This is a genomic window from Streptomyces sp. GD-15H (assembly GCF_045291515.1).
Classification (GTDB): domain Bacteria; phylum Actinomycetota; class Actinomycetes; order Streptomycetales; family Streptomycetaceae; genus Streptomyces.
In genome coordinates, this window is sequence record NZ_CP149447.1 from 2,153,891 (window position 1) to 2,178,663 (window position 24,773).

Annotated in this window: 24 protein-coding genes and 5 pseudogenes; 15 read left to right on the plus strand and 14 right to left on the minus strand. The window is 70.9% G+C overall.

The window, feature by feature from the left end; all coding sequences use genetic code 11:
* The first annotated feature begins 92 nt into the window (after positions 1-92).
* The 8 genes and pseudogenes from benC to WJ438_RS10360 all read left to right on the plus strand — a co-directional run bounded on the left by benC (position 93) and on the right by WJ438_RS10360 (position 8,470).
* Complete coding sequence (benC, locus tag WJ438_RS10325; RefSeq protein ID WP_406724966.1) at positions 93-1,124, plus strand: benzoate 1,2-dioxygenase electron transfer component BenC; 1,032 nt, start codon at positions 93-95, stop codon at positions 1,122-1,124.
* Complete coding sequence (gene benD / locus WJ438_RS10330) at positions 1,121-1,897, plus strand: benzoate diol dehydrogenase BenD (protein WP_406724967.1); 777 nt, start codon at positions 1,121-1,123, stop codon at positions 1,895-1,897. Before benC ends, benD begins: the two co-directional genes overlap by 4 nt.
* 30 nt (positions 1,898-1,927) lie before the next feature.
* A pseudogene (locus WJ438_RS10335) lies at positions 1,928-2,305 on the plus strand (ATP-binding protein); the annotation flags it as partial.
* A gap of 1,465 nt (positions 2,306-3,770) precedes the next feature.
* Positions 3,771-4,685, plus strand: a complete 915-nt coding sequence (locus WJ438_RS10340; protein ID WP_406724968.1) for a LuxR C-terminal-related transcriptional regulator — start codon at positions 3,771-3,773, stop codon at positions 4,683-4,685.
* Positions 4,686-5,125: 440 nt separating this feature from the next.
* Positions 5,126-6,172, plus strand: coding sequence for a PHB depolymerase family esterase (locus WJ438_RS10345; protein WP_406724969.1), 1,047 nt, complete (start codon positions 5,126-5,128; stop codon positions 6,170-6,172).
* A 175-nt stretch (positions 6,173-6,347) separates the two neighbouring features.
* On the plus strand, positions 6,348-6,983 hold the full coding sequence (locus tag WJ438_RS10350; RefSeq protein WP_406724970.1) for an HAD family hydrolase: 636 nt from the start codon (positions 6,348-6,350) through the stop codon (positions 6,981-6,983).
* A gap of 284 nt (positions 6,984-7,267) precedes the next feature.
* Positions 7,268-7,438, plus strand: a pseudogene (locus tag WJ438_RS10355) (IS110 family transposase); the annotation flags it as partial.
* A gap of 144 nt (positions 7,439-7,582) precedes the next feature.
* Complete coding sequence (locus tag WJ438_RS10360) at positions 7,583-8,470, plus strand: class I SAM-dependent methyltransferase (RefSeq protein ID WP_406724971.1); 888 nt, start codon at positions 7,583-7,585, stop codon at positions 8,468-8,470.
* Between the two features lie 3 nt (positions 8,471-8,473).
* Here the strand turns inward: WJ438_RS10360 and WJ438_RS10365 are convergent, their stop codons facing one another.
* A complete protein-coding gene (locus WJ438_RS10365; RefSeq protein ID WP_406724972.1) occupies positions 8,474-8,857 on the minus strand; it encodes a VOC family protein in 384 nt (127 codons plus the stop codon).
* Positions 8,858-9,337: 480 nt separating this feature from the next.
* Between WJ438_RS10365 and WJ438_RS10370 the strand changes: the two genes are divergently transcribed.
* The gene (locus WJ438_RS10370; RefSeq protein ID WP_406724973.1) at positions 9,338-10,642 is read left to right on the plus strand and encodes an MFS transporter; all 1,305 of its coding nucleotides are present in this window, start codon (positions 9,338-9,340) and stop codon (positions 10,640-10,642) included.
* A 161-nt stretch (positions 10,643-10,803) separates the two neighbouring features.
* On the opposite strand, the gene WJ438_RS10375 is transcribed toward WJ438_RS10370, so the two are convergent.
* Together WJ438_RS10375 and WJ438_RS10380 are read right to left on the minus strand one after the other, a co-directional pair.
* Positions 10,804-11,601: a hypothetical protein gene (locus tag WJ438_RS10375; RefSeq protein WP_406724974.1), complete on the minus strand. Its 798-nt coding sequence runs from the start codon at positions 11,599-11,601 to the stop codon at positions 10,804-10,806.
* 451 nt (positions 11,602-12,052) lie between these two features.
* Positions 12,053-12,961, minus strand: a complete 909-nt coding sequence (locus WJ438_RS10380; RefSeq protein ID WP_406724975.1) for an NAD(P)-dependent oxidoreductase — start codon at positions 12,959-12,961, stop codon at positions 12,053-12,055.
* 83 nt (positions 12,962-13,044) lie between these two features.
* Here WJ438_RS10380 and WJ438_RS10385 point away from each other — a divergent pair, with 83 nt between their 5' ends.
* Entirely contained in the window at positions 13,045-13,416 is a 372-nt protein-coding gene (locus WJ438_RS10385) for a winged helix-turn-helix transcriptional regulator (RefSeq protein WP_406724976.1), read from the plus strand.
* A 213-nt stretch (positions 13,417-13,629) separates the two neighbouring features.
* Here the strand turns inward: WJ438_RS10385 and WJ438_RS10390 are convergent, their stop codons facing one another.
* The 4 genes and pseudogenes from WJ438_RS10390 to WJ438_RS10405 form a co-directional block, all read right to left on the minus strand.
* Positions 13,630-13,725 (minus strand): DUF397 domain-containing protein, encoded by a 96-nt coding sequence (locus WJ438_RS10390; RefSeq protein WP_406724977.1) that lies wholly within the window; start codon positions 13,723-13,725, stop codon positions 13,630-13,632.
* 62 nt (positions 13,726-13,787) lie between these two features.
* Positions 13,788-13,928 (minus strand): annotated as a pseudogene (locus WJ438_RS10395) (XRE family transcriptional regulator); the annotation flags it as partial.
* 7 nt (positions 13,929-13,935) lie between these two features.
* A protein-coding gene (locus tag WJ438_RS10400) for an IS5 family transposase (protein WP_406724978.1) occupies positions 13,936-14,750 on the minus strand; the annotation gives its coding sequence in 2 pieces (ribosomal slippage) (positions 13,936-14,396 and positions 14,396-14,750; 816 coding nt in all).
* A gap of 66 nt (positions 14,751-14,816) precedes the next feature.
* Complete coding sequence (locus WJ438_RS10405) at positions 14,817-15,413, minus strand: Scr1 family TA system antitoxin-like transcriptional regulator (protein ID WP_406724979.1); 597 nt, start codon at positions 15,411-15,413, stop codon at positions 14,817-14,819.
* Here WJ438_RS10405 and WJ438_RS10410 point away from each other — a divergent pair.
* Together WJ438_RS10410 and WJ438_RS10415 are read left to right on the plus strand one after the other, a co-directional pair.
* On the plus strand, positions 15,412-15,846 hold the full coding sequence (locus tag WJ438_RS10410; protein WP_406724980.1) for a VOC family protein: 435 nt from the start codon (positions 15,412-15,414) through the stop codon (positions 15,844-15,846). The genes WJ438_RS10405 and WJ438_RS10410 overlap by 2 nt on opposite strands.
* Positions 15,847-15,965: 119 nt before the next feature.
* Complete coding sequence (locus tag WJ438_RS10415) at positions 15,966-16,073, plus strand: hypothetical protein (protein ID WP_406724981.1); 108 nt, start codon at positions 15,966-15,968, stop codon at positions 16,071-16,073.
* 146 nt (positions 16,074-16,219) lie between these two features.
* Here the strand turns inward: WJ438_RS10415 and WJ438_RS10420 are convergent, their stop codons facing one another.
* A complete protein-coding gene (locus WJ438_RS10420; RefSeq protein WP_406729643.1) occupies positions 16,220-16,606 on the minus strand; it encodes a DoxX family protein in 387 nt (128 codons plus the stop codon).
* Between the two features lie 175 nt (positions 16,607-16,781).
* Between WJ438_RS10420 and WJ438_RS10425 the strand changes: the two are divergent.
* Together WJ438_RS10425 and WJ438_RS10430 are read left to right on the plus strand one after the other, a co-directional pair.
* Positions 16,782-17,253: pseudogene (locus WJ438_RS10425) on the plus strand (carboxymuconolactone decarboxylase family protein).
* A 132-nt stretch (positions 17,254-17,385) separates the two neighbouring features.
* Positions 17,386-18,309 (plus strand): RNA polymerase sigma-70 factor, encoded by a 924-nt coding sequence (locus WJ438_RS10430; protein WP_406724982.1) that lies wholly within the window; start codon positions 17,386-17,388, stop codon positions 18,307-18,309.
* A 144-nt stretch (positions 18,310-18,453) separates the two neighbouring features.
* Here WJ438_RS10430 and WJ438_RS10435 read toward each other — a convergent pair.
* From WJ438_RS10435 to WJ438_RS10460, 6 genes and pseudogenes are all read right to left on the minus strand, one after another.
* Positions 18,454-18,681 (minus strand): annotated as a pseudogene (locus WJ438_RS10435) (IS5/IS1182 family transposase); the annotation flags it as partial.
* Between the two features lie 38 nt (positions 18,682-18,719).
* Positions 18,720-19,403, minus strand: coding sequence for an ABC transporter ATP-binding protein (locus WJ438_RS10440; protein WP_406724983.1), 684 nt, complete (start codon positions 19,401-19,403; stop codon positions 18,720-18,722).
* Entirely contained in the window at positions 19,396-20,397 is a 1,002-nt protein-coding gene (locus WJ438_RS10445; RefSeq protein WP_406724984.1) for an ABC transporter ATP-binding protein, read from the minus strand. Before WJ438_RS10445 ends, WJ438_RS10440 begins: the two co-directional genes overlap by 8 nt.
* Positions 20,394-21,305 carry an ABC transporter permease gene (locus tag WJ438_RS10450; protein ID WP_406724985.1) on the minus strand — a complete coding sequence of 304 codons (912 nt, stop codon included), beginning with the start codon at positions 21,303-21,305 and terminating at the stop codon, positions 20,394-20,396. Before WJ438_RS10450 ends, WJ438_RS10445 begins: the two co-directional genes overlap by 4 nt.
* A 5-nt stretch (positions 21,306-21,310) precedes the next feature.
* Complete coding sequence (locus WJ438_RS10455) at positions 21,311-22,279, minus strand: ABC transporter permease (RefSeq protein WP_406724986.1); 969 nt, start codon at positions 22,277-22,279, stop codon at positions 21,311-21,313.
* A 20-nt stretch (positions 22,280-22,299) separates the two neighbouring features.
* On the minus strand, positions 22,300-23,895 hold the full coding sequence (locus WJ438_RS10460; protein ID WP_406724987.1) for an ABC transporter substrate-binding protein: 1,596 nt from the start codon (positions 23,893-23,895) through the stop codon (positions 22,300-22,302).
* Between the two features lie 432 nt (positions 23,896-24,327).
* Between WJ438_RS10460 and WJ438_RS10465 the strand changes: the two genes are divergently transcribed.
* Complete coding sequence (locus tag WJ438_RS10465) at positions 24,328-24,729, plus strand: hypothetical protein (RefSeq protein ID WP_406724988.1); 402 nt, start codon at positions 24,328-24,330, stop codon at positions 24,727-24,729.
* Positions 24,730-24,773 lie beyond the last annotated feature (44 nt).

Genomic DNA, 24,773 nt, shown 5'->3' on the forward strand with positions numbered 1-24,773 from the left:
CTCCGGCCCCACAGCCTGTGAGCACGGCTCCGGACCCCCACCAGCGAACGCGGCTCCGGCCGCCCGCCCCGCAACCTGAAACGAGGAGCAGCATGTCCTTCCAGGTCGCCCTGAACTTCGAGGACGGCATCACCCGGTTCATCGAGTGCCGCCCGGACGAGACCGTCGCCGAAGCCTCCTACAAGGCCCGCATCAACATCCCCCTCGACTGCCGCGACGGTGCCTGCGGCACCTGCAAGTCGCTGTGCGAGTCCGGTGGTTACGACGGCGGCGACTACATCGACGAGGCACTGACCGACGACGAGGCAGCGGCAGGCCACTGCCTGCCCTGCCAGATGACGCCGCGGTCCGACCTCGTGCTGCGCATCCCCTCCACGTCGGCCGCCGCGAAGACCGGCCCGGCCACGCACACCGCCACCGTCGCCGCCGTCAAGCAGCACTCGGCCACCACCGTCGAGTTCGCGCTCGACGTGGACGGCCGCGACGCACTGGCCTTCCTCCCCGGCCAGTACGTCAACATCGCCGTGCCCGGCACCGACCAGGCCCGCTCGTACTCCTTCAGCTCCGGACCGGCCCAGAAGCAGCTGTCGTTCCTGGTCCGCACGGTCCCGGGCGGCGCGATGTCCGGCTACCTCACGGAGCGGGTCCGGGCCGGCGACCGGGTCGAGTTCACCGGCCCGATGGGCAGCTTCTACCTCCGCGAGACCGTCCGGCCCGCGCTGCTGCTCGCGGGCGGCACGGGCCTCGCGCCGCTGCTGTCGATGCTGGAGCAGCTGGCGCAGCAGCCACCCGCGCACCCCGTCCACCTGCTCTACGGGGTCACCACCGACCAGGACCTCGTCCACCTGGACACCCTGGAGGACTACGCGGAGGTCATCCCCGGCTTCACCTTCGACCACTGCGTCGCCGACGCCGCCAGCACCGCCCGCAACAAGGGCTTCGTCACCGGCCTGATCGACTCCTCGACCCTGCACGGCGGTGACGTCGACGTCTACCTGTGCGGGCCGCCCGCCATGGTCGAGGCGGTACGCGGCCACATCACCGCCCTCGGGGTGACCCCGGCGAGCTTCCACTACGAGAAGTTCACCCCGGCCACCGTGCGCGCGACCGCGGAGGCGGCGTGAGCGCGCACCCCGGCCGGTTCGCCGGGAAGCGGGCCGTGGTCACCGGCGCGGCACAGGGCATCGGACTGGCCGTGGCCCGCCGGCTGGCCGCCGAGTCCGCCGAACTGGTCCTGGTCGACCGCTCCGACCTGGTGCGGGAGGCCGCCGCCGAGCTGAAGGCCGAGGCGGTGACGGCCGACCTGGAGGCGTACCCGGGGGCCGAGGACGCCCTCGGCCGGGCACTCGCCGTCCTCGGCGGCGTGGACGTCCTGGTCAACACCGTGGGCGGAGCGATCCAGTTCAAACCGTTCACCGAGTTCACCGCCGAGGAGATCCAGGCGGAGGTGACCCGCTCCCTGCTCCCGACGCTGTGGTGCTGCCGCGCGGTGCTCCCCGCCATGGTCGAGCAGGGCGGCGGCACCATCGTCAACGTCTCCTCCGCCGCCACCCGCGGCATCCACCGCATCCCGTACTCGGCGGCCAAGGGCGGGGTCAACGCGCTCACCGCCTCCCTCGCCCTGGAGTACGCGGACGCCGGCGTCCGGGTGGTCGCCACCGCCCCCGGCGGCACCGACGCGCCCCCGCGCCGTATCCCCCGCGGCACACCGCCCCGGCGCACCGAACGGGAGGAGGAGTGGTTCCGGGCGCACATCGACCAGACGGTCGCGTCCTCCCTGATGAAGCGGTACGGCACCCTCGACGAGCAGGCCGCGGCGATCTGCTTCCTCGCCTCCGACGAGGCCTCCTACATCACCGGCACCGTGCTGCCCGTCGCCGGCGGGGACCTGGGGTGAGGGCGGATCGCGGTGTTAGCGTGCCGGTCCATGGATGACCGCCCTGAACGGCAGCGACGTCTGATCGGGCGGGTCGGCGAGTGTGCCGCGCTGACCCGTACGGTCGACGCCGCCCGCACCGGCAGGCCCTCGGTCGTGCTGGTCGAGGGCGCGGCGGGCATCGGCAAGACGGCCCTGGTCGATCACGTGCTGGGGTCACGGGAGGCCCGCGCGGTCCTGCGCGTCGCGGGCGTCTCCTGGGAGACGGACCTGCCGCTGGGCGTCGCACGGCAACTGCTGCGCGCCGACGACGACGCCCCGCGGTCGGTACTGGAGACGGGCAGGCTGCTGCACCGGCGATGGGCGGCCCGCCAGGAGCGCGCCCCGCTGCTGGTGGTCGTGGACGACGCCCACTGGGCCGACGTGGAGAGCCTGCGCGCGATCCGGTCCGCGGTGCGCCGGATGGCCGACGAGCGCGTCCTCGTGGTCCTCGTGGCCCGGGACGAGGTGCACGAGGTGACCGAGCCGCACGAGGAGCCGTCCCCGTCGGTGCTGCGCACGCTGGAGTTCCTCGACGGCTACCGTGACGCCGCCGTACGCCCCGGCCCGCTGTCCCCCGAGGGGATCAGGGCGCTGGCCCACGACACCTGCGGCCTCGCCCTGGGGCTGCCCGCCGCCCGCCATCTGGGCCGGCACACCGGGGGCAACCCCCGGTACACCGTCCAACTGCTGCGCGAGCTGCCTCCCGAGACCTGGCAGGACTGGCGCCCCGAGCTGCCCGCCCCCGCCCGGCACGCCTCGGTGGTCCGGCACCGGCTGGCCGGCTGCGGCGAGACGGCGCGGCGGCTGGTCCAGGCGTGCGCCGTGCTCGGCGACGACGTCTCGCTGTCCGAGGCCGCCGTCCTGGCGGGCGTCACCGATCCGCTGCCCGCCGTGGACGAGGCCCGCGCGGCCGGACTGCTGACCGCGACCGTCGACCCCGGCCGGATGCTGCTGTCCGTCACCCACCCGCTGGTCCGGGCGGCCGTCCTCACGGCGATGGGCCTGACCCGCCGCGCCGAACTGCACCGGCTCGCCGCGGCCGGCACCGAGGACCGCGGCCGGCAACTGGCGCACCAGGTCGCCGCGACGACGGCGTCCGACGGGGCGCTGGCCGGGGAACTCGACCGGTTCGCGGGCGAACACGCCCGCGCCGGTCAGTGGTCGGCCGTCGCCGACCTCCTGGTCCGCGCCAGCCGGCTCAGCCCCGACCGCGCCGCCCGCGAGGACCGGCTGCTGCGGGCCGTCGACGCCATGGTCGCCGCCGGCGACATACCGCAGGCCGCGGTGTTCGCCGGGGAGTTGGAGAGCTTCCCGGCCGGCACCCTGCGCGAGGTCGTGCTGGGCTATCTGGCCATCATGCGCGGGCGCCCCTCGGAGGCCGAGGCGTTCCTGACCCGGGCCTGGGACCAGTGCGACCCGCGGCCGCACCCCGATCTGACCGCCAGGATCTGCCAGCGCCGGGTGCTGCACGCGCTGGGCCGCTGGGACGGGGACGCCCTGGTGACCTGGGCCCGCCGGGCCGTGGAACTGGCCGACCCCGACGATCCCTCGGCCACCGAGTCCGAGGCCGTTCTGGGCCTCGGACTCGCGGCGAGCGGCCGTCCCGAGGAGGCCGTCGCCGCGTACGAGGCGGCTGCCGCCCGGCTCCCCGGCGGCGCCCAGCCGCAGCGGTTCCAGCTGGGACGGGGCTGGGTCGATCTCGCCCTGGACGCCCCGGAGGCCGCCCGCCGCCGGCGAGGCCGCGGTACCCACCGGCTACCGGCGGGGGTCCACCCGTATCTCCCTGTGGGCCCAGGGCTGGCTGGCCCGTACCCAGTTCGCGCTGGGCGCCTGGACGGAGGCCCTGGAAACCGTGGAGCGGGCCTCGGCCCGGCTCGCCGAGGTCCGCATCGAACTCGTCCGCCCGCTGGTGCACTGGACCGCCGCCGAGATCCACGCCCTGCGCGGCGACTGGGAGGTGGCCGAGCGGCATCTGAGCGCGGGCGTCGCCGCCCCGCACCAGTACGAGGTCATGCTCGTCCCGGCCGCTCTGGCCCGCGCCCAGGTCGCCGAGGCGCGCGGCGAGTACGACCGCGTACTGGAGGCGCTGGCGCCCGTCGCCCAGCTGCCGTCCCGCCGGTCGGTCAACGAACCGGGCTTCTGGCCCTGGCAGGGGGTGTACGCCAACGCCCTGGTGATGACCGGCCGGTTGGACGAGGCCGAGGCGTTCCTGGCCCCCTGCGAGGAACTGGCCGGCCGCCGCGGCCACCTCTCCACGCTGGCACGCCTGGGACTGGCCCGGGGCCGGCTCACCGGGGCGCGGGGCGACATCGACACCGCCCGCACCCAGTTCGAACAGGCCCTCGCCCGCCTCGAACCACTCCCGCTCCCCTACGACCGGGCCAGGGTCAACTTCTCCTACGGCCAGACCCTGCGCCGCGCCGGCAAACGCCGCGAGGCAGGCACCGTCCTGACCAACGCCCGCGACACGTACGTCACCCTGGGCGCCCACACCTACGTCGAGCGCTGCGACCGCGAACTCCAGGCGGGCGGCGTCCAGGGCGCCCGGAGCGCCCCGGGCCTGTCCCGCCTCACACCGCAGGAGCAGGCGGTGGCCCGCCTGGTCGCCACGGGCGCAACGAACAAGCAGGCCGCGCTGGAGCTGTACATCTCCGTCAAGACGGTGCAGTACCACCTGACCCACGTCTACTCGAAGCTCGGCATCCGCTCCCGCAGCGAACTCGCGGCCCGCTTCAAGGAACCGCACCCGGGTCCGCGCTTGCCGTGACTGAGCACGACCACCCGGAGCCCGCGTTGCCGGCAGGGTTGTCGGCCCTGTCGGGTGGCCTCAGGATCGAAGCACCGGCCACGCCCTCGCTATGCGCAGTCGCCGTGACGAGCACCCGCGCCCAGAAGTGACGCACCTACCCAAAAAGCGTGAGCACTCCGGCCCTCACTGTCCACATGCCGCTCATCTGAGCGTTCAGGTGACACTCGTCTGCTGATTACCCACGCTTCCGGCAAAGGCCGCTTTTGGCCTGCGGTCTCGGCATCGCGCGGCCACCGCCCTTCGATCCGGCCGTCAGGACCAGATGGTTTTGAGCCACTGTGACTCGCTGCCGGATGTGCGCCACGCACATCGCCAGTGCTCTCGCGTCACCTCTACGGTTCAGCTATCCCACGGCCCGGCGCCTTGGCCGGACCGTAAGCCCCAGGGAGCAGGTTTACATGATGCGAGCCTGTCAACGCGTCTTCTGGTGGACCCCCACCTTGATCCTCTCCGTCCTGGTAGCCCTGCTGACGCCGGCAGGTACCGCCCAGGCCGCCACTCTCCACACGGCTCCCCCGGTGTCGGGCAGTCTCACCGACCACAACATATCCGGCGTGTACGTCTCCGGAATCTCCTCCGGGGGCTACATGGCAGGTCAGCTGCACGTCGCCTACTCGAAGAAGATCAAGGGCGCGGCGATCTTCGGGGCGGGACCGTACTACTGCGCCCAGAACAACGTCTACCAAGCCCTGTACGGCTGCGGGGACAACATCTACCCCACCTATCTGAGCACTCTGACCTCGAGGGCCTCCACCTGGTCCGCCTACGGGTGGATCGACCCGGTCAGCAACCTGTCCGGCAGCCCCGTGTACCTCTACCAGGGCAAGAACGACACCACGGTGAAGCCCTCGGTCGGCGATGCCGGAAAGGCCTTCTACCAGCACTTCGGCGCGAACGTGACCTACGACAACACCTCCGCGGCGGGGCACTCCTGGGTCACCCCGTACGGGCCCAACAGCTGCACCGCGAACAGCGCGCCGTACATGAACAACTGCGGCACCGACCCCCAGAGAGCGCTGCTGCAGAAGCTCTTCGGCTCGGTCTCCTCCCCCAACACCGGGCCGCTGACGGGCAAGCTCATCAAGTTCGGTCAGAGCACCCACGCGGTCAACGGATGGGCGAGCGGGCTGAGCATGGGCAGCTCCGGGTTCGCCTACGTCCCCAAGTCCTGTGAGTCGGACCAGAGCTGCCGTTTGATGGTTTCCCTGCACGGCTGCAAGCAGGGGTACGACAAGATCGGTACGACCTTCGTCGACCGCGCCAACCTCAACCAGTACGCCGACAACAACAAGATGATCGTCCTGTATCCGCAGGCCACGTCGTCCTATGTGAACCCCAACGGGTGCTGGGACTGGTGGGGTTACCTCGGCGCCACCAACTACCCCATCCAGGGCGGCGCCCAGGTCGAGACCATCATGAACATGGTCACCGCACTCGGCGGCTGAGCCCCACCCGCCGGGGTGGGCCGGCACCGCAGGCCCACCCCGGCGTTTCCCCTCGCAGCGAGCGAATCTCTCAGACATCTCGGGATTCGAAGGACACCGTCACCAAAGAAACGACGTCCCTCTCCGGCCTGTGATTCCGGCCCCAGTGCCTGCCCTTGCCCGGGATCATGCCGGTATGCCGATCTCTGCTGTGCTCTTCGACGTAGACGGAGTCCTGTTGGACTCCGCAGCCGCTCACCGGAGAGTCTGGACCTCCTGGTCGCAAGCACGGGGACTGGATCCTGAGAAGGTCTGGACGCTCACCTTCGGACGGCGCCCCGAGGACACCGTCAGGGACGCGGCTCCACATCTGGACCCAACCACCGAGCGAAAGGCGCTCGATGAGTTGTTGGCCCAGGAAAGGGGCGGTTTCCCGCCGATCGACGGAGCTGCCGATCTGCTGGAGGCGTTGTCCGACAGCCCTTGGGCGATTGTGACTTCTGGCGACCGGGACTCCGTCACGGAGCGTTTCACGGCGGCCGGCCTCCCTCTCCCCGCGGTACAGGTCTATGGCAGCGACGTGGAACACGCGAAACCCGCACCGGACTGTTTCTCCCTTGCTGCCACTCGGCTCGGCATAGCCCCCGCTGCATGCCTGGCCGTCGAGGACGCGCCGGCAGGCGTGAGCGCGGCTGTGGCGGCGGGCTGCAATGTGATCGGCTTGACGACCACACATGCGGAAGCATCCCTTTGGCAGGCGCATATGCGCGCCGCGTCTTTGGCCGAGGTGCGAGACCTGCTGATCACAAAAGGACTTCTGGCCAGGGCCTGAAGCAAGAACGCGCTCCAAGACGGACCAGCAAGAACCCGCTCCGCAAAGGGCTGAGCCCGCAGCAGTTCGCCAAGCTGATGACAGCCCTGCGGCGCGAGGGAGCCGCCCCCCTGCCCGCAGGGACAGACTCTGAGACCCTCCGCTGGAGGGCCGGGTGCTGCTGCTCGCCTCATCGATCACCTCGGCCCCGCGCTCGCGCTCCCGCCACGCAAACGGTTCCGCAAGGCCACGGCGCTGCTCGTGGGCGGCGGCTGCCGGGGCCCGGAGGCGAAGCCGCCATCGAGCTTGGTCTGCTGACCAGTCACCGTGCCGATCTGGTCGCCGAGCGCACCCGCACCATCAACCGGCTCCGCTCCGTTTTGACCGGCATGTCCCCTGCCCCGGAACGGGCCCTGGAACTCACCAACGCCGGACCGCTGGTCCTGCTCACCGGCTACCAGACCCCGGCCGCCCTCACGTCGAACCGCTGCTCTTCCATGTCGCTACGATCCCCCCGGCAGGGCCTCACGAGCCGCGGCCACGCCAGCGCCGACCGACGGCCCCAGGCAGGCCGGGGAAACGGACGACCCCGGCTGCGGGGCAGGCCTTAGGCTGCGGCGATGGAACCCGTAACCGACGTGCCCGAGAGCTTCGCCCAGCCTGCCGATCCGGCCCAGGTGAACGACTATGACGGCTTCGCCGAGGCGTACTCGGCGGAAACCGAGAACAACCTCGTGAACGCGTACTACGCGCGGCCCGCGATGGTGGCCCTCGCCGGCGACGTGGCCGGCCGTCGGATCCTGGACGCCGGCTGCGGCTCGGGCCCCCTGTCCGCCGCACTGCGCGACCGCGGTGCGGTCGTCACCGGCATCGACGCCAGCGCCGGGATGCTGGCACTGGCCAGGCGGCGGCTCGGTGACGACGTGGCCCTGCACCTGGTCGACCTGAACGACCGCCTGCCGTTCGCCGACGGCGCGTTCGACGACGTGGTCGCGTCACTGGTGCTGCACTACCTGGAGGACTGGGGGCCGACGCTGGCCGAGTTGCGGCGAGTGCTCAGGCCCGGCGGCCGACTGATCGCGTCGGTGGACCACCCCTTCGTGGCCTACACGATCCGGGATCCTCGGCCCGACTACTCCGCGACCACCAGCTATACCTTCGACTGGACGTTCAACGGGCAGTCCGTCCCGATGAGGTTCTGGCGCAAGCCACTGCACGCGATGACCGACGCCTTCACCACCGCCGGCTTCCGCCTTGCCGTCATCAGCGAGCCGCAGCCCGACCCGGCCGCCCGTGAACTGTCCCCCGACGGCTTCCATGACCTTTCGACCAAACCCACCTTCCTGTTCTTCGTCGTCGAGGTACCGCCGTCGGCTGCCGGCTCGGACGACCAGCCAGCCGCGGAGCACGAGCGGAGCCGGAGTCGGGTCGAGGCGACCGTTCGTATCTCGGCCATCAACGAGCGGCGTGACCAGCAGCCATGCGAAACCGGCCAGGACGGCGCGTGAGCGTCAGGAATTCATGGCGGCTCGGTCGGATTCGCTGCGCAGAACGCAGAATTCGTTGCCTTCCGGATCAGCAAGGATTGCCCAGCCGGAACCATCGGGATTCCGGTGATCGGCGACAAAGGTGGCACCGAGGCCCAGCAGCCGTTCCACCTCCTGCTCACGCGAGGTCTCAGGGCGCAGACACAGATGGATCCGGTTCTTGATCGTCTTGGCCTCGGGCACCTGGTTGAAGTGCAGCACCGGGCCCTCCGCCAGCAGCACCTGAACCTCCCGGTCGCCCGGTCTGTCCTCCGGATGCAGTGGACGGCCGGTCACCCCGCTCCAGAACCGGGCCAGCTCGTAGGCATCCGCACAGTCGATCGCCACGTTCTGCACTACCGAAACCATGCACGCAAGCCTTCCTGACTTCCACCCCGGACGCCACCGAGTTGCGCTCAGCCTCCGCGCACACAGCTCAGGCGCACAGCAGCACTCTCGATTGACGGAACATTCCTGCAGTCCAGGCGGTACCGATCCAGGGCCCCGCGGTCACCATGCGGCCTTCGGGGACCGAGTGACCAGTTGAACCGCCCCCCTCGTGACCCGGCGCGAACAGCCGGACTCCTCCCGCCGTTCGCCCGTCCTTAATCGCCTTTCGTGCCCTGCCGAGCGGTAGCTGGTGTTCGCGCAGCGAGTGACTCACAAGGAGCGAAGACATGGTCGGTCGTCCGAGCACGCGTTGACGTCTGAGGCCGTGAGCGGCCTGTCATCGCGTGCTGCCCTCACAGCGCGGCACAGCGAGCCTTCCCTTCCCGCTGCCCGAAATCGTCGGTGCACCTGGCGTGCGCCGGTGGGCGGCTCCCGTCTTCGGTCATCCGAGGGGTCCCTGTGCCGTCCTCTTCCTCCGCTGTCTCCGATTCCGGTCGACCTGTTCCGTCGAGCCTGTGGCGGGACGGCGACTTCCGCAGGCTCTGGGTGGGCCAGGCCGCCTCCCAACTGGGCGAACATGCAAGTCTGGTGGTCCTGCCGCTCTTCGCCGTCCTGACGCTCAACGCCGGTGCCGGCCAGCTGGGCGTCCTGCGCGCGGTGGGGCAGGCGCCGATTCTGCTGCTCTCGCTCTTCGTCGGCGCGTGGGTGGACAGGTGGCGGACCCGCACGGTGATGGTGCTGACGGACGCCGACCGCACCTTGGCGCTGGGCGCCGCCGCCGTGGCCGGTCTCCTCGGCCGGCTCGGCTTGCCGGCGCTGCTCGTGGTCGCCTTCGCCGTCGGGGCTCTGTCCGTGTTCTTCGACGTGGCGTACCAGGCTTCTTTGGTACGGCTGGTGAGGCGCGATCAGTTGGTGCGGGCCAACAGCGCGCTCGAGGGCAGTCGGTCCGCGGCGCAGATCGGCGGTCCCGCCCTCGGTGGTGCGTTGGTGTCCGTGCTGTCGGCGCCGATCGCTGCCGCCTCCAGCGCGCTGTTCTTCGCGCTGTCGTTCCTGTCGATCCGACGGATCGGTCGCCGCGAATCCCTCCCGGAGCGCTCGGAACGTCCTCCTCGGGTCTGGCGGCGGATCCAGGAGGGCCTCCGCTTTGTCGTCGGCGACGCCTCGCTGCGGGCCGTGTGCCTGGCATCAGCCGCCTTCCCGTTCTTCTTCGCGGCTGTGGTGACCGTCTATCTGCTGTTCCTGCCGCGGGGCCTGCACCTGTCGGGCGCCGCAGTCGGGCTGGTCCTCGCGGCGACGGGGCCGGGCGCGCTCCTGGGCTCGTTGCTGGCCGCCCGCCTGCCGAGCCGGTTCGGACATGGCGCTGTGCTCGTGTCCGCGGCGACACTCGGCGACGGCGTGTTCCTGTGTGTGCCCGCACTGCACGGTTCCTCTGCCGTGACGGTTCCCGCGCTCCTTGCGGTCAGCTTCGTGTTCGGGGCCTTCGGTCAGCTGGTGAATGTCACGCTCATGGCCGTCCGGCAGACCCTCACTCCGGACGGGATGCAGGGCCGTGCGGCCGCGACGATCAACTTCGCCGGCATGGGGCTGACCCCGCTCGGTTCGCTGCTCGGCGGCTTCCTCGCGGAAGCATGGGGGACGCGCGCCGGCCTCCTGGTGACAGCCGCAGGCATGCTGCTCTCTCCGGCACTGATGGCCCTGTCCCCACTCGCCCGCCTGGGACGGACGCTTCCCGCCCCGCCAAGAACTCCGGCCCCGTCTGCATAACGGCCCTTGTCGCCGCGAACAGTCGGCACGACTCCGTCAGCGGTCGCAGCCGTCAGGCAGACGCGGTCACCACCGCGCAGTCGGCCAGTCCGGCCGACTGCGCCGCTCAGCTCGATGCGGGTACTGCGGGTACTGCGCACCAGCCGGTGCGCCTACCCCTCTCACCGGGTGAGCACGTACCAATCGGGCGAATCCGTGTCTCCGAGCTGGTAGTTCAGCTTGGGGCGGCCGGCCGTGCCGCCCAGTGTCCACTGCCCCGACCAGCAATCGCCGACATCGATGGTGACGCCCTGGAGCCAGGGGTTGTCGTCCGGTTCGAACCTCCACGTGCCCGAGCCCTCACATCGCTCGTCCGGCGAGTCCACTCCGCCTTCGCCCCAGGTGCCGGTGGCCACCGCACGCCCTTCTTCGTCCAGCCGCAGCGTGCCGCCACGGCCGTCGTTCCACGTGCCGACCAGCTCCGAGGTGTGGACCCGGGGCGGTGCATACTCATCCACCAGCCCGGTCCCGTAGGCCAAGGACCCCACGGCGACCACGGCGACCGCCGACAGCAGGCCGACCCCGACGACCGTCCCGTACGGGCGTCCACGGGTGAGGGCCCACCGCGTCAGCAGCGTCACCGTCGACAGCGCCGCCATGCCGGACAGCCACACCCACAGCCAGGTCTCCAGGCCATTCCCCGTCGCCGCCGGCCACAACGCCACGGCGGCCGCCCAACAACCGGCCACCGCCGGAATCCACCATCCCACGTGCCGGCCGGCACACCGTCGCCCCGCCCACACGGCGACCGACAGCGTCGGCAACACCCCGAACAACGTGCCCAGGAACGCCACGGGAAGACCGAAGCAGAACAGGAAAGGAAGCATCAGCAACCCGATGCCCGGACCACTGCTGCGCATCGGAGACTCCCCTGCCATCTCCACGAGGCCCACGATCTCCACGGCCGTCGGAGCCATCATCAGCACCGCCACCATCGAAACGGAGATCGGCTGCGGCCCCCGCGAGCCGTGCGGGCTCCCCGGCTTCTTCACGGGAAGCCCCGGCGGCCGCTTCGCACCCTCGCTCAAATGCCCCTCACCCCCATCCGGCGCCATCCTTCCATGGGAGCCACTGGCGGCATTTGTGACCTGCGATCCCAGCAGTTTCGGAGCTCGGGTACCGCAACATCCGCCGTACCCGGCTCATCCCCACACGGAAATCGAGCGCTGCTGTGGCCGCCTATCACACTCACAGGGGAGCAGGGGGTTGGGCCAACGCACTCCAGCGGGCCGTTGGGACCCTCCCCGCGGGTGCGGGGAGCAGGGGCGTAGGGGACATGCGAGGGGCCCCGAGCCAGCCGTGTGGGTCGGCGCCCCAGGATCGACTACATGCGTCGCGGCTGGGGCCTGTGTTCATCGGTCCCGTGTTCGGTCAGCGCGGTCCTCGGATGCTGTCGATGATGCGGGTCCAGTTGTCGCCGCCGTGTCCGTCCTCGATCGCGCGCCGGTAGTGGGCCTGCACGGCCAGGGGGAGCGCGAGGTCGAGGCCGAGTGACGTGCTGGTCTCGACGATGTGGTCGGAGGTCGCACCCATCATGGTGACGGTGCTGAGGTCGCCAGGATGCTCTCCGGCATCAAGCGCGGTGCCAGGGTTCTCTTCGCCGGCCCTCAGGATGTCGCCGATCGAGTCCGCGAAGGAGAGCAACTCCGGCAGCGCTTCCCTGGCCTTGATCCCTGCGGTACCCAGCATCGCGGTGGCATGCATCAGTCCGGACAAGGTAGTGAGGAACAGCGCGAGTTGGGCTTGATACATCATCTGGGCGAGGCCCGGGTCCTCGCCCAGATGCTTCGGTGTCCCGAGCAGTGCCAACGTCGGCAGGTGGCTCTGCATCGCCTCGTCGGGGCCGCTGTAGTAGACGTAGGCCGCCTCCGTGCCGACCATCGGCGCGGGGACCATGACACCTCCGGTGAGGAAGGTGGCGCCGTGGCCCGCTGCCCAGGTTGCCGCCTCGCGTGTGGCGTCGGGAGTGTCAGAGCTCAGGTTGACCAGCGTCCGGCCGGCGAGCGATCCGGTGGCGCTGTCGAGGATGTCGTACATCGCCTGGTAGTCGGTGAGGCTGAGGAGCACGAGGTCACTCGCTTCGACCGCCTCGCTGGGTGTTGCCGCGAGCATCGCTCCGTCGGTGACGACGCCGTCGGCTCGACTGGCGGTGCGGTTCCAGACCGTGATCGGGTGGCCGGCGGTGAGGAGAGTGCGTGTCATCGCCTGTCCCATCGGGCCGAGTCCGATCACGGTGACAGTGCTGTTCTGTCCGGGGGCGCGGTTCTGTTGTTCGTTCACCTCTCCATCCTCGGAGAGCGCAACTACTCTCGGAAGTACCCACTGTTTTCTGCGGTACTTACCTTTCAGTAAGGGGATCAGTGATGGCCAAGGCGCCGAGACGCGGGCCTTACATCTGTGGCATCGACGCTGCGCTCGACGTGGTGAGCGGTAAGTGGAAGGGGCTGATCCTCTGGGAACTCGATGCCCATCGCGTATGCCGCTTCGCTGAGCTCCGTCGCGCTCTGCCGGGAGTGAGCGAGAAGATGCTGACGCAGCATCTGCGCGAGATGGAGGCGGACGGTCTCGTACACCGGGAGGTTCATGCCGAGGTGCCACCGCGGGTGGAGTACTCCCTGACTGAACACGGGCACACACTCAATCAAGCGCTCGGGCCGCTCGGCGCCTGGGGAAGCGAGCGGATGCGTCGCGAAGGCTTCGAAACGGTAGACGTAGCCGAGACCTCACACGGCTGAGCATCCCGACCATCAATCCGTGCGTGCTCAACCCTCCTGAGGGCTGAATGCCGCGGGGCACCGAGGGTGGCACGTCGCGCGCGTCGACGCGAAGGCCCGTCCCGCAACCCGGTGACCCTTCCGGCTGCCGGACGGCCCCGTGCTCAACGTGCGGTGTGCACGGGGCCGTCACTGACCTCCGCTGGGTAGGTCAGGCGTCCAGCTCGCCGGTCTTCACGGCAGTGACGAAGAAGATCCAGCCCTCCGCCTCAAGGTAAGTACCGGACCGTTCGACGTCTTGCTGTCGCGCACGGGAACGACGGGAAGCACGTCGGCGGAAACCTCCAGGCAGGCGCCGCCATCTGGATTGCTGTAGCTGCTCTTGCGTCACGTCACGACACCCGGGTCCATGGATCGCACGGCGACTCCTCCCACATGCGCAGGATGAATTTCCGCGACTCGGCGGGGGACATGGCCTTGTCGCGCACCACATCGTAGGCACGCTGCAGGCGCTCGATCCGAGCGTTTTCCTTAGAGGTCCTAACAGAGTGCTCGGACGCGCCGGTGCAGGATGAGGCAGACAGCCAACTGCAGGAAGGCGTCATGGATGTCGTCCCGGCGCTCCCAACGGATCCTCAAATGCCGGAAACCGTGCAGCCACGACAGTCCACGCTCGACCACCCACCGGTGAACGCCGAGGCCCGAGCCGTGCACCTGTCCGCGGCGGGCGATGACCGGGGTGATGCCCAGGGCGCGGACCATGCGGCGATAGCGGTCGTGGTCGTAGCCGCGGTCCGCATACAGACGGCGCGGCCGGAACCGGGGACGCCCGCGGTGGCCGCGGACGGCGGGGATCGCCCGCAGCAGCGGCATCAGCTGGGTGACGTCGTTGCGGTTGCCGCCGGTGAGCGAGACCGCCAACGGAGTTCCGTGCGCGTCGGTGATCAGGTGGTGTTTCGAGCCTGGCCGGGCGCGGTCGACCGGACTCGGCCCGGTTTTGGGCCGCCTCGCAGGGCGCGGACGTGGGAGGTGTCGATGGCGGCGCGGGAGAAGTCCAACTGGTCCGCACCGCGCAGCTTCGCCAGCAGGATCTCCTGCAGCTGGTGCCAGACGCCGGCCTGGTTCCAGTCCCGCAGTCGGCGCCAGCAGGTCATGCCCGAGCCGAAGCCCAGTTCCTGCGGCAGCCACTCCCACTGGATGTTGGTGGACAGCACGAACAGGATGCCCTGCAGGGCCTTGCGGTCGTCCAGTCGTTTGCGGCCCGGGTGGTCGGGTCGGCGCTCCACCACTGGCAGCAACGGCTCGATCAGGGCCCACAGGTCGTCGTCGATCTCCCAGGGCTTGGGGCGGGACATCACACACCTCCCGATCGGCACGAACTCGCACCAGTACACCCAGAATAATGCAAGCACCCTATTTTGTTAGGGACTCTTAATGAGTTCACCCCCATGCGCGTTCTCCGTGTAGGCCACGGGGCGACCGTCCATGAGACGCAGGAACCACACGTCCGTGGCGACCAGCCCATGCACCCCTGCCCCCTGGGACAGCACCTGGACCGTTACGTTCTCCCTCTCGGCCACCTCAGCCAGGTAAGCGAGTTGAGCCCGCCACTCCCCTCGTCCTGCAACGTGTACGCAGAACCGCCTCAGCGAGAATCGTGCGGCCGGAGAGCCATCAGCTCCTGACCGATCAGACGCGCCTGGTACGGCAGGCCCTCCGGTCGGCGACTCGGCCGGCCATCGTCGAGACTCCGCACGATCGGCGAATTTCTGGCACGAGGATCGGCCCCGCAGCGTATGACCTCGTGACCAGCCACGGGCAGATGCGGGACAGCCTTTGGCGGGGTGGGGCCGGGCGCCGAGCAGACACCGAAGTGGACGGCGGAGGCGGGCATCGGCTCGGTCGGCGGGGAACGTCCGGCTGGACAAGGCTGCGGCCAACCGGTCACGGCGTATCAGCCGTCGTCTCTCCTCCGCCTCAGCCGCGACTGTCAGAGGTGCGCAGTACGGTCCTGCCATGGCAGCCGGAATCGATCTGACCCTTGATTGCGCAGACGCGAAGCTCCTTGCCGAGTTCTGGAAGACGGCCCTCGGGTATGTGGACGAGCCGCCGCCCGCTCCCTTCAAAACCCGTGAGGAGTGGCTCGCGCAGTTCGACCTTCCGGAGGACGACTCCGCGGACGACGGCGCGTGGCTCTGTGATCCTGACGGCGCCGGGCCCCGGCTCTGCATCCTCAAGGTCCCTGAGCCGAAGACGGCGAAGAATCGACTCCATATCGACGTCCGGGTGCCGGGACACGGCAGTCACGATGAACGGTGGGCGCGGATCAGGGCGGAGTCCGAGCGGCTGGTGAAGGCGGGCGGGGGCGTCCTGGAGGAATTTGATGGGCACCATATTGTGATGGCCGACCCGGAGGGCAATGAGTTCTGCGTTGCCGCGGCCTCGGCTTGAGGTTGACCGGGGCAGGATCCCCGCCCCATGACCGACACCACCGCCCGCGTCCGCGACTCCACCTCTGCTGCCAGCACTTCGACCTCGTCACCGCAGGTAATAAGACCGGCGAGGTGCGGGTGGAACACCCGCACCTCGCCGACATCACCGTCGGCGACCTCATCCGCTCCCCTGTCAAGGGCACCGACGAGACCTGCGAGGTCAGGGTCAAGCGGGTCACCGAATAACCTGATTCCAAGCCCCTGCTCGGCGGTTGAGTGTCGTCCCGTGAACAACCTTGATGCGCGGTGTTCTCAGGTCACGGCATCGGAGCCGTCCTGGGGTCCGGTCTCACCGGGCGCCTTGGGCAACCGGTTCACCCCGGCCCGGAAGGTCAGCCGGTGAAGGACTCGGGGCCGAAGCGGCCCCATGCGACGAACACGGCCAGCGCGAGGTAGATCAGGTCGCCCGTGATCGTCATCCTCTCGCCACGGCGGAGGCGGGTCGTGACCGCGCCGACGAACAGCAGCACCAGACCGGTGGCGGCCAGCGGCACCAGAACCGGTGCGACGTCGAGCACGGCGGGCAGGACCAGGCCCACCGCGGCCAGGAGCTCAAGGGCACCGATGGCCTTGAGGGCACCGGGACTGAAGTCCTCGACCCATTGGGTGGCGGTGCCCCCCATGCCGGCCATCTTCTCCTTGGGCACGAACATCTTCGCACTGCCGGCCAGACAGACGGCGGCCAGCAGCCCGGCAGTGATCCACAGCGCGAGGTTCATCATCAGCTCCTTGATCGAGGTTCGCCCGCACCCCCGAGACGAGACGGCAACCCGGCCTGTGACATCTGCGAACTGCCGGCGGCAGGGAGACGTGCCTCACATGCGTCCGTGTCACACGGTGTCGGGCCGCCTCGTCTTGGGGGTGTGACCACTGACGAGCACGGAGGAGCAGACGATGGACGCGCGACTGAACTACTTCGCCAGCCCGACCGCCGGCGAGGCCCTCAAGCACTTCATGGCGGCGGGCAGAGCGCTCAAGGAGTCAGCGCTGCCGGCCGCGACGCAGGAGCTGGTGGCGCTGCGGGTGAGCCAGATCAACGGCTGCGCCGTCTGCATCGACATGCACACCAAGGAGGCCGCGGCGGCGGGAGAGACGCCGGAGCGGCTGAACTTGGTGGCGGCGTGGCGGGAGGCGACGGTCTTCACCGAGGCCGAGCGTGCCGCGCTGGAGCTGGCGGAGCAGGGCACCCGGGTCGCGGACACGGCCGGCGGGGTCACCGACGAGGCATGGGCGCGTGCCGCCGAGCACCACGACGAGGAGCAGCTCACCGCCCTGGTGATGCTGGTGTCCTTCATGAACACGGTGAACCGGCTGAACGTCCTCACCCGGCAGGCCAGGCGACTACGTGGCCGGGCAGTTCCACTGAGTGGCGGCTGTTCGTTCCCGGGCCGGTGGCGGACTCCGGCCGCCTGCCGGGTCGGCGGCCAAGCAGATGGCCTTCCAGAAGAAGCCCGCGTCGCCGAGAGCGGCCGGGCGGGAGAACGCGAGGGGACCAGACGTGAGCAAGGTCGAGGAGTTCGAGGAACTGCGGCCGCTGCTGTTCTCGATCGCCTACCGGATTCTGGGCAGTGTGGGCGAGGCCGAGGACGCGGTGCAGGAGACGTGGCTGCGCTTCGACGGCTCGGCGACCCGGCCCACGTCGACCAAGGCGTTCCTGTCCGCCACGGTGACCCGCATCTCGATCGACGTGCTGCGCTCCGCCCGGGTGAAGAGGGAGATGTACGTCGGACCATGGCTCCCCGAGCCGCTGCTCACCGACCCCTATGACGATCCGGCACGTTCGGCGGAACTGGCCGACTCGGTGTCGATGGCGGCGCTGCTCCTCCTGGAGCGGCTCAGCCCGCTGGAACGGTCGGTGTTCGTGCTGCGCGAGGTGTTCGCCTTCGGGTTCGACGAGATCGCCGCGGCGGTGGGACGGTCGGAGGCGGCGTGCCGACAGTTGCTGGTGCGGGCACGACGGCACATGCGGGCCGGGCGACCACGGTTCGAAGCGGACCGTCGGGAAAGGCGGGAACTGGCGACGCGGTTCTTCGACGCGTTGAAGAACGGCGACGTCGACGGGCTGCAGAATCTGCTGTCCGCCGACGCCCAACTGGTCGGGGACGGCGGCGGCAAGGCCCCACAGCTGGCCAGGGCCGTCGTCGGCGCCGAGAATGTGGCCCGACTGCTCGCCGCCGCCTACCCGCTGATGCCCCGGATCGGCGTGACGTTCGAGCCGCACGAGGTCAACGGCCATCCCGGCGCGGTCTTCCGCGACCGGGACGGCAGGGTCCTCCATGCTCTGGCCCTCGACATACTCGACGGGCAGATCCAGACCATCCGCTCGGTGATCAACCCCGACAAGCTCGGTCACCTCGGGCCGGTGGCCGACGCATGGGCCGTCGATCGCGAGGTGAAGCGGATTCGCCGGCAGATGCGGTGAGCACGGCACCGGCCCGGGCCGGTCTGCTCACCGGCAGCTCATGTCAGCAGCCGTGGGGAGGCCGAGTCGCTCATCCGGCGAGATCGAGGTGGTGCGGGCGGGCGATGCCGCGCATCGCGTGGTGCACGCCGTCGCCGTGCTCTTCGACAGCAGCCGGCCGACCACGACCGCCAGCCGGGTGTCGGCGTCGACGACGACCTGATGGCGCGTCGAATGGCGATGTTCTTCGACTGCTCGGCCACCGAGTGATCGCGGGTCGGCACCCTGGTGCCGACCCGCGATCGGGGCGGAGTCCTTACGGAAGCGACGCCACGGCGAGAGGGCGAGTTCGGGTCCGAGGTGGCTGACGACCCGGTCCGCCGCCGACTTCGACGCCTGCTCCAACCACTCGTTGCATGAGGGGAGTTCCGCTAACTCGCCTTGGCCGTCGGTACGCTGGGCGCCGCCACCGTGTCCCAGTGGACCGTGCGGTCGCACCAGCGGTCCAGGAGGGTGCGGTCGTGGCCCACGGCGAGGAGGGCGGCGCCGGTTTCGGTGCGGTAGTCCTCGACCACCGCCACCAGGGCGGCCGTGGTCGAGGCGTCGAGCATCGCGGTCATCTCGTCGCAGATCAGCCAGCGGGGGCGCAGGACCAGCGCGCGGGCGAGGCAGGCGCGTTGGAGCTGGCCGTCGCTGACCTCGTGGGGGCGGCGGGTGAGGAGGTCGGGGGTGAGGCCGACGGTGGAGGCCAGTTCGGCGACTCGGTCGGAGGCCTCGCCGCGGCGGCCCGTGGCGCGCAGGGGTTCAGCGATCAGGTCGGCGAGGGACAGGCGGGGGTCGGCGGAGAGGCGGGGCTGCTGGAAGACCACGCCGAAGGCGGTGCGCAGCGCGCGGGGGGCGCGGTGGCGCCAGTGGCGTACGAGGGTGCCGTCGAGGAGGAGGGTGCCGGCGTCGGGGCGGTGCAGGAGGGCGGCGACCTTGGCGAGGGTGGACTTGCCGCAGCCGCTGGGGCCGAGCAGGCCGACCGCCTCGCCGGGGGCGACGGTGAGGGAGGCGTCCCGGACGGCGGGGGCGCGGCGGTCGTAGCCGGCGGTGATGGCGCGGAGTTCAAGCATGGACGACGTTCTCCGGGGCTGCGGGGGCGAGTGCGGGGGCCTGGACCGGGTGGTGGCAGGCGACCGAGTCCGTCAGGGGCGGGAGGGCCGTACAGGCGGTGGTGGCGCGGTCGCAGCGGGGGGCGAAGGCGCAGCCGTCGGGGAGGGCGCCGAGCTCGGGGGGCATTCCGGGGATGGGGGTGAAGGCGCGATCGGGGAGGGCGTTCAGGAGGCCGCGGCTGTAGGGGTGGCGAGGGCCGGGGGTGCCGAAGAAGGTGTCGGCTTCGGTGAGTTCGACGATGCGGCCCGCGTACATGACGGCGACCCGGTCGGCGATGCGTTCGGCTGCCGCCAGGTCGTGGGTGATCACCAGGAGGGCCCGGGCGTGGTCGCCGGCGGCGTCGACGTGGCGGCGCAGTTCGTCGACGGTGTGGTCCACCAGGTCGCGGTCGAGGCCCGTGGTGGGCTCGTCGGCGAGCAGGAGGGGGGCGTCGCCGATCAGGGCGAGGGCGGTGGCGGCGCGCTGGGCGAGGCCGCCGGAGAGTTCGTGCGGGTAGCGGTCGAGGTGGTCCGCGGGGAAGGCGGCGCGGGCGGCGGCCTTCTCGGCGGCGGTGCGCAGGGCCGTGCGGCCGCGGGCCCCGGCGAGTGCGGCGACCGTCTCCTCCATCTGGGAGCGGATGGTGCGGACGGGGGTGAGGTGGGCGGCGGGGCTCTGCGGGATGAGGCCGATGCGGCGGCCGCGTACGGTGCGGGCGAGGGTGCGTTCGTCGGCGGTGAGCAGGTCGAGGTCGCCGAGCAGGGCGTGGCCGGCGGTCTGTGCGTTGGCGGGGAGCAGGCCGAGCAGGGCGGAGGCGAGGACGGACTTGCCGCAGCCGCTCTCGCCGATCAGGGCGAGGCACTCGCCGGGCGCCACGTCGAAGTGGGCGTCGGTGACGGCGGCGACGCGGCCTTGGTCCGGCACCCGGAAGCGCACCGACAGTCCGCGGACCGACAGCACGGGAGGTGGCTGGGTCATAGCGTCAGCTCCGATCGGCGGCGCGGGTTGATCCGCTCCCGCCAGACTCCGGCGAGGCCGGCGATGGCGAGGGTCGGGATGATCAGAAACAGGCCGGGGAACAGGGTGGGCCACCACTGACCGGCGAGCAGGGAGCCGCGGGCGCCCTGGATGAGGGTGCCGAGGCTGGCGGTGTGGGTGGGCAGGCCGAGGCCGAGGAAGGACAGTGCCGATTCGTGCCACATGGCGTGCGGGACCATGAGGACGGCCGCGAGGCCTGCCTGCGGCAATACCCCGGGCAGCAGGTGCCGTAGCACCACCCGCCGGCGGGAGGCGCCGCCGGAGACGGCGGCGTCGATGTACGGGCGGGAGCGCAGCGAGAGGACCTCGGCGCGGACGATGCGGGCGGTGGACAGCCAGTGGGTGAGGGCGACCGACACCACCACCGGCCAGACGCCCGGCCGGAACATGGCGACGATGAAGATGCCGAGCAGCAGGTGGGGGACGGAGGAGAGGGTGTCGACCAGGCGCATGACGAGGCGGTCGACCCAGCCGCCGAGGGCTCCGGCGGTGGCTCCGACGGCGGTGCCGATCACGGTGGCGGTGAGGGCCGCCACGAGCCCGACCAGCAGGGAGACCCGCAGGCCGTAGACGCAGCGCAGCAGCAGGTCGCGGCCGACGTCGTCGGTGCCGAAGGGGTGGGCCCGGCTGGGTGGGAGGAGTTTCGAGGCGAGGTCGACGGCTTGCTGGTCGAGCTGGACCAGCGGCGGGACGAGCAGCACCGCGAGGGCGGTCAGGGTGACCAGGACGGCGGAGACGCGCAGTCGCAGGGTGTGGGTGGAGCGGCGGGTGGTGCCGTGCGAGCGCCACCCGGCGGCCGGGGTCGCGGGTCCGGTGGTGTTCGCCTTCTCCAGTGTGGTGTCAGCCATGGGGATCACATCTCATTCAGCTTCACCCTCGGGTCGATCAGCCCGTACAGGAGGTCGGCGAGGAGGTTTCCGGCGAGGACGGCGGCGGTGGCGAGGGTCGTCAGCGCGGCCAGCAGCGGGAAGTCGACGGCGGTGGCCGCCTCGACGGTGGCGGCGGCGATGCCGGGCCAGCTGAAGACGGTCTCCACGAGGAGGGCGCCGGTGATGAGTTCGGGGACGCGGGAGCCGATCAGGGTGAGCACCGGCAGCAGTCCGGAACGCAGGGCGTGGCCGAGCAGGACGGTGCGTTCGGCGAGGCCGCGGGCGCGGGCGCCGCGCACCGGGTCCTCGGCGAGGGCGTCGCCGACGCCCTGGCGGACGTAGAGGGTGAACCAGGGCAGTTGGGAGACGGCGAGGACGCCGGCGGGCAGGATCAGGTGGCCGGCGACCTGTCCGGCGGTGACGTGCTCGCTGCCGGTGTCGGTGAGGCCGCCGGCCGGGAGGACGTCCAGCTCGAGGGCGAACAGCCAGACGGCGAGCAGGCCGATCCAGAAGACCGGCGCGGCCTCCAGGGAGTAGGCGAGGGAGGTGACCGTGCGGTCGAGGAGCGAGCCGGGGCGGCGGGCCGCGAGCACGCCGAGCAGGGTGCCGAGCAGCACGGCGACCGTGAAGGCGACGGTGCACAGCAGGGTCGACCACACCAGCCGTTCGCCGATCGCCTCGGCCACCGGCTGCCGCATCACGCTGGAGTGGCCGAGGTCGCCGGTGACCGCGGAGGTCAGCCACTCCCACCAGCGGACGGCGAAGGGCTGGTCCACACCGAGGTTGTCCCGGAGCCGGTCCAGGGTCTCCTGGTCGGCGCCGAGGGCTGCGGTGCCGGCGTAGGCCTTGACGGGGTCGAACGGGGAGGCGGCGGCGAGGGCGAAGGCGCCGAAGGTGACGACGAGGAGGACGGGCACGGCGAGCAGGGCCCGCCGTGCCACGAGGCGTCCCATCGCTCCCCAGGGCAGGGTCTTCACTTCTTGGGCTGCCAGTCCTCGGCGTTCCACCAGGGGCCGCTGGCGAAGCCGTGCTCGTGCGGTTCGACCTGGGTGGTCAGTCCGTCCCAGCGGTCGGCGAGGACGTAGAGGTGGTCGATGTGGGTGAGGAAGGTGTAGCCGGGGTTCTTCACCAGTTCCCGCTGGAGGTCGTCGTAGGCGGCCTTGCGGTCGTCGGGGTTCTGGCTGCGGCGGCCGGCCTCGAGGGCCTCGTCGACGGCGGGGTTGTCGTAGTGGGCCATGTTGTTGAAGCCGTCGCCGGCGAGGGAGGAGTGCAGCAGGGTGTAGAGGCCGAAGTCGGGGTCGCCGGTGCTGCCGAGGCCGGCGAGGACGGCGTCCCTGCCCATCCGGGGTTCGATGACCTCCCAGGTGGCGCCCTCGACCCTGACGTCGATGCCGGCCTTCTTGGCGTCGGAGGCGTAGGCGAGGGCGTGGTCCTGGCGGACCTTGTCACCGGAGGGGTAGAAGAGGGTGAACGTGGCGCGGACGCCGTCCTTGGCGCGGATGCCGTCCTGGCCGGCCTTCCAGCCGTCCCGGTCGAGGATCTTCTCGGCCTCGGCGAGGTCCTGGGAGCGTGCGATGTCCTTGGTGTACCAGGGGTCGTCGAGGGGCAGCGGCCCGTAGGCGGGGCGGCCGGCTCCATCGAGGATCTTGTCGACCATGGCCTCGCGGTCCACGGCGAGGTCGAGGGCGCGGCGGACCGTGGTGTCGCCGGTGACCTTGTTCCCGGTGGGGAGGGTGACGGCGCGGAAGTCGTAGGAGGTGGCCCGGTAGGTCTGGCGGTCGTCGTCGTTCTTGAAGGTGGCGGCGAGGTTGGGCGGGAGGACCGCGCCGTCGAGGTCGCCGGAGCGCAGTCGGGTGGCGCGGACGTCGTCGTCGGTGATGATCGCCATGGTGAGCTTTTTCACCTCCGGTGCGCCGCCCCAGTAGTCCGGGTTCGCCCTGAAGGTGAGCTTTTCGCCCTTGCTCCAGCCGGTGAGGACGTACGGTCCGGTGCCGACCGGCTCGGTGTTGAAGGCGCCGGTGTTGGGGTCCTGCCTGCCCGCGATGTGCTCGGGGACGATGGGCAGCACCGTGCGGGCGGCGAAGGCCGCGTACGGGTACTTGAGGGTGAAGACGACCTTGTCGTCGCCGTCCGCGCGCACCCGCTCGACGGCGCCGAGTTCGCTCTTGGCGGTGTTGTTGGTCTTGTCGTCGAGCACCGTGCGGTACGTGTAGACCACGTCCTCGGCGGTGAGGGGTTCGCCGTCGCTGAACTCCACGCCCTCACGCAGGGTGTAGGTGTAGGTGCGTCCGTCGTCGGCGATCTCGGGGAGTGCCTTCGCCAGGGCGGGCTTCAGTTTCAGATCGGCGTCCCGGGCGAGCAGCCCGTCGAAGATCTTGGAGTTGCCGTCCTTGCCGTAGCCGAGCAGCGGGCTCAGGGTGTCCGGTTCGGAGGCGACTCCGACCACCACGGAGTCGGTGGACCCGCCGTCCGCGGCGCCGTCCGTGCCGCCGCTCGGCGCCGAGCACGCGGCGACCGCGGCGGCCATGGCCGCCGCGACGGCGGTACCCCTCATTCGTCGGGTCGTCATCGAATCTCACACTTCTGCTGCCCGGAACTCGTTATTGCATATTAGTTGCAGCAGGGTTCTGCCCAGGACCCCCTCCCCTCATTCCCGCACTTCGGTGGACTGCGCATGCCGGGGTGCCGCCGATGTGCGGCCGTTCCGCGCCGGGTGTCAAGACCGCAGGTGCGCGCCGGTGTGCGAGCCGCGGGGTGCCGTCCGCGCGCCCCCGGGGCCGCTTGTCAGCGGCCCGGGGCGGGGTGGGGCACTGCTGGGGGTGCGCGGCGGTGTGTGCGGTCGTGCCTGGTCGTGGGAATGAGAGTTCGCCTGTCGAACCCGCGAGCCTTGCGGTTGGTGCTCGTTGGGTGGGGTGAGCGGGTCTTCACGGCTGACCGGGGGTGTGGGGTGGAGGGGCTGCGGGGGCTTGCGGCGCCGTTTGCCGCACCCGGCCCGTCGGGGGTGGCCATCCGTACCCGGCTCAAACTGCTCACGGCCGCCGATGAGCGGGTGCTGCGGCGGATGGGCGCGCATCTGGGCACGCCGGCCTCCGGTGACCTGAAGACGCGCCGCCACGACGGCCTCGGGCACGACGCCGGGGCGTGGGCCGCGCGCAGGCGGGAGCTGACCCCTGCGTCGTCGGCTCGCTGGGTGGGTGCGCTCACCAGGGCCACGCGCGATCAGTGGGCGCCGGTCCGGCGCTGCGCGCTCGCCCGCCTCCAGTCGCTGGAGGCGGGCGTGCGGACCCCCGTCCGCCGGCGCACGCGGTCGCCTGGGGCGGCGCGCCTGCTCCGCGCCCAGGGCCTGCTGACCGACACGGCCGCCGGCCCCGGACACCGGAGGGACTCGCGTCACCGACGGTGACAGCGGGGCGGGCGGGCGCCGACCGCCCCAGCCACGGCCACGGC

Coding starts and splice junctions, on each gene's coding strand:
- benC (WP_406724966.1), top strand. CDS start 93: ATGTCCTTCCAGGTCGCCCTGAACTTCGAGGACGGCATCACCCGGTTC.
- WJ438_RS10345 (WP_406724969.1), top strand. CDS start 5,126: ATGATGCGAGCCTGTCAACGCGTCTTCTGGTGGACCCCCACCTTGATC.
- WJ438_RS10350 (WP_406724970.1), top strand. CDS start 6,348: ATGCCGATCTCTGCTGTGCTCTTCGACGTAGACGGAGTCCTGTTGGAC.
- WJ438_RS10360 (WP_406724971.1), top strand. CDS start 7,583: ATGGAACCCGTAACCGACGTGCCCGAGAGCTTCGCCCAGCCTGCCGAT.
- WJ438_RS10365 (WP_406724972.1), bottom strand. CDS start 8,857: ATGGTTTCGGTAGTGCAGAACGTGGCGATCGACTGTGCGGATGCCTAC.
- WJ438_RS10375 (WP_406724974.1), bottom strand. CDS start 11,601: ATGATGGCTCCGACGGCCGTGGAGATCGTGGGCCTCGTGGAGATGGCA.
- WJ438_RS10385 (WP_406724976.1), top strand. CDS start 13,045: ATGGCCAAGGCGCCGAGACGCGGGCCTTACATCTGTGGCATCGACGCT.
- WJ438_RS10410 (WP_406724980.1), top strand. CDS start 15,412: ATGGCAGCCGGAATCGATCTGACCCTTGATTGCGCAGACGCGAAGCTC.
- WJ438_RS10405 (WP_406724979.1), bottom strand. CDS start 15,413: ATGGCAGGACCGTACTGCGCACCTCTGACAGTCGCGGCTGAGGCGGAG.
- WJ438_RS10420 (WP_406729643.1), bottom strand. CDS start 16,606: ATGAACCTCGCGCTGTGGATCACTGCCGGGCTGCTGGCCGCCGTCTGT.
- WJ438_RS10440 (WP_406724983.1), bottom strand. CDS start 19,403: ATGCTTGAACTCCGCGCCATCACCGCCGGCTACGACCGCCGCGCCCCC.
- WJ438_RS10445 (WP_406724984.1), bottom strand. CDS start 20,397: ATGACCCAGCCACCTCCCGTGCTGTCGGTCCGCGGACTGTCGGTGCGC.
- WJ438_RS10450 (WP_406724985.1), bottom strand. CDS start 21,305: ATGGCTGACACCACACTGGAGAAGGCGAACACCACCGGACCCGCGACC.
- WJ438_RS10455 (WP_406724986.1), bottom strand. CDS start 22,279: ATGGGACGCCTCGTGGCACGGCGGGCCCTGCTCGCCGTGCCCGTCCTC.
- WJ438_RS10460 (WP_406724987.1), bottom strand. CDS start 23,895: ATGACGACCCGACGAATGAGGGGTACCGCCGTCGCGGCGGCCATGGCC.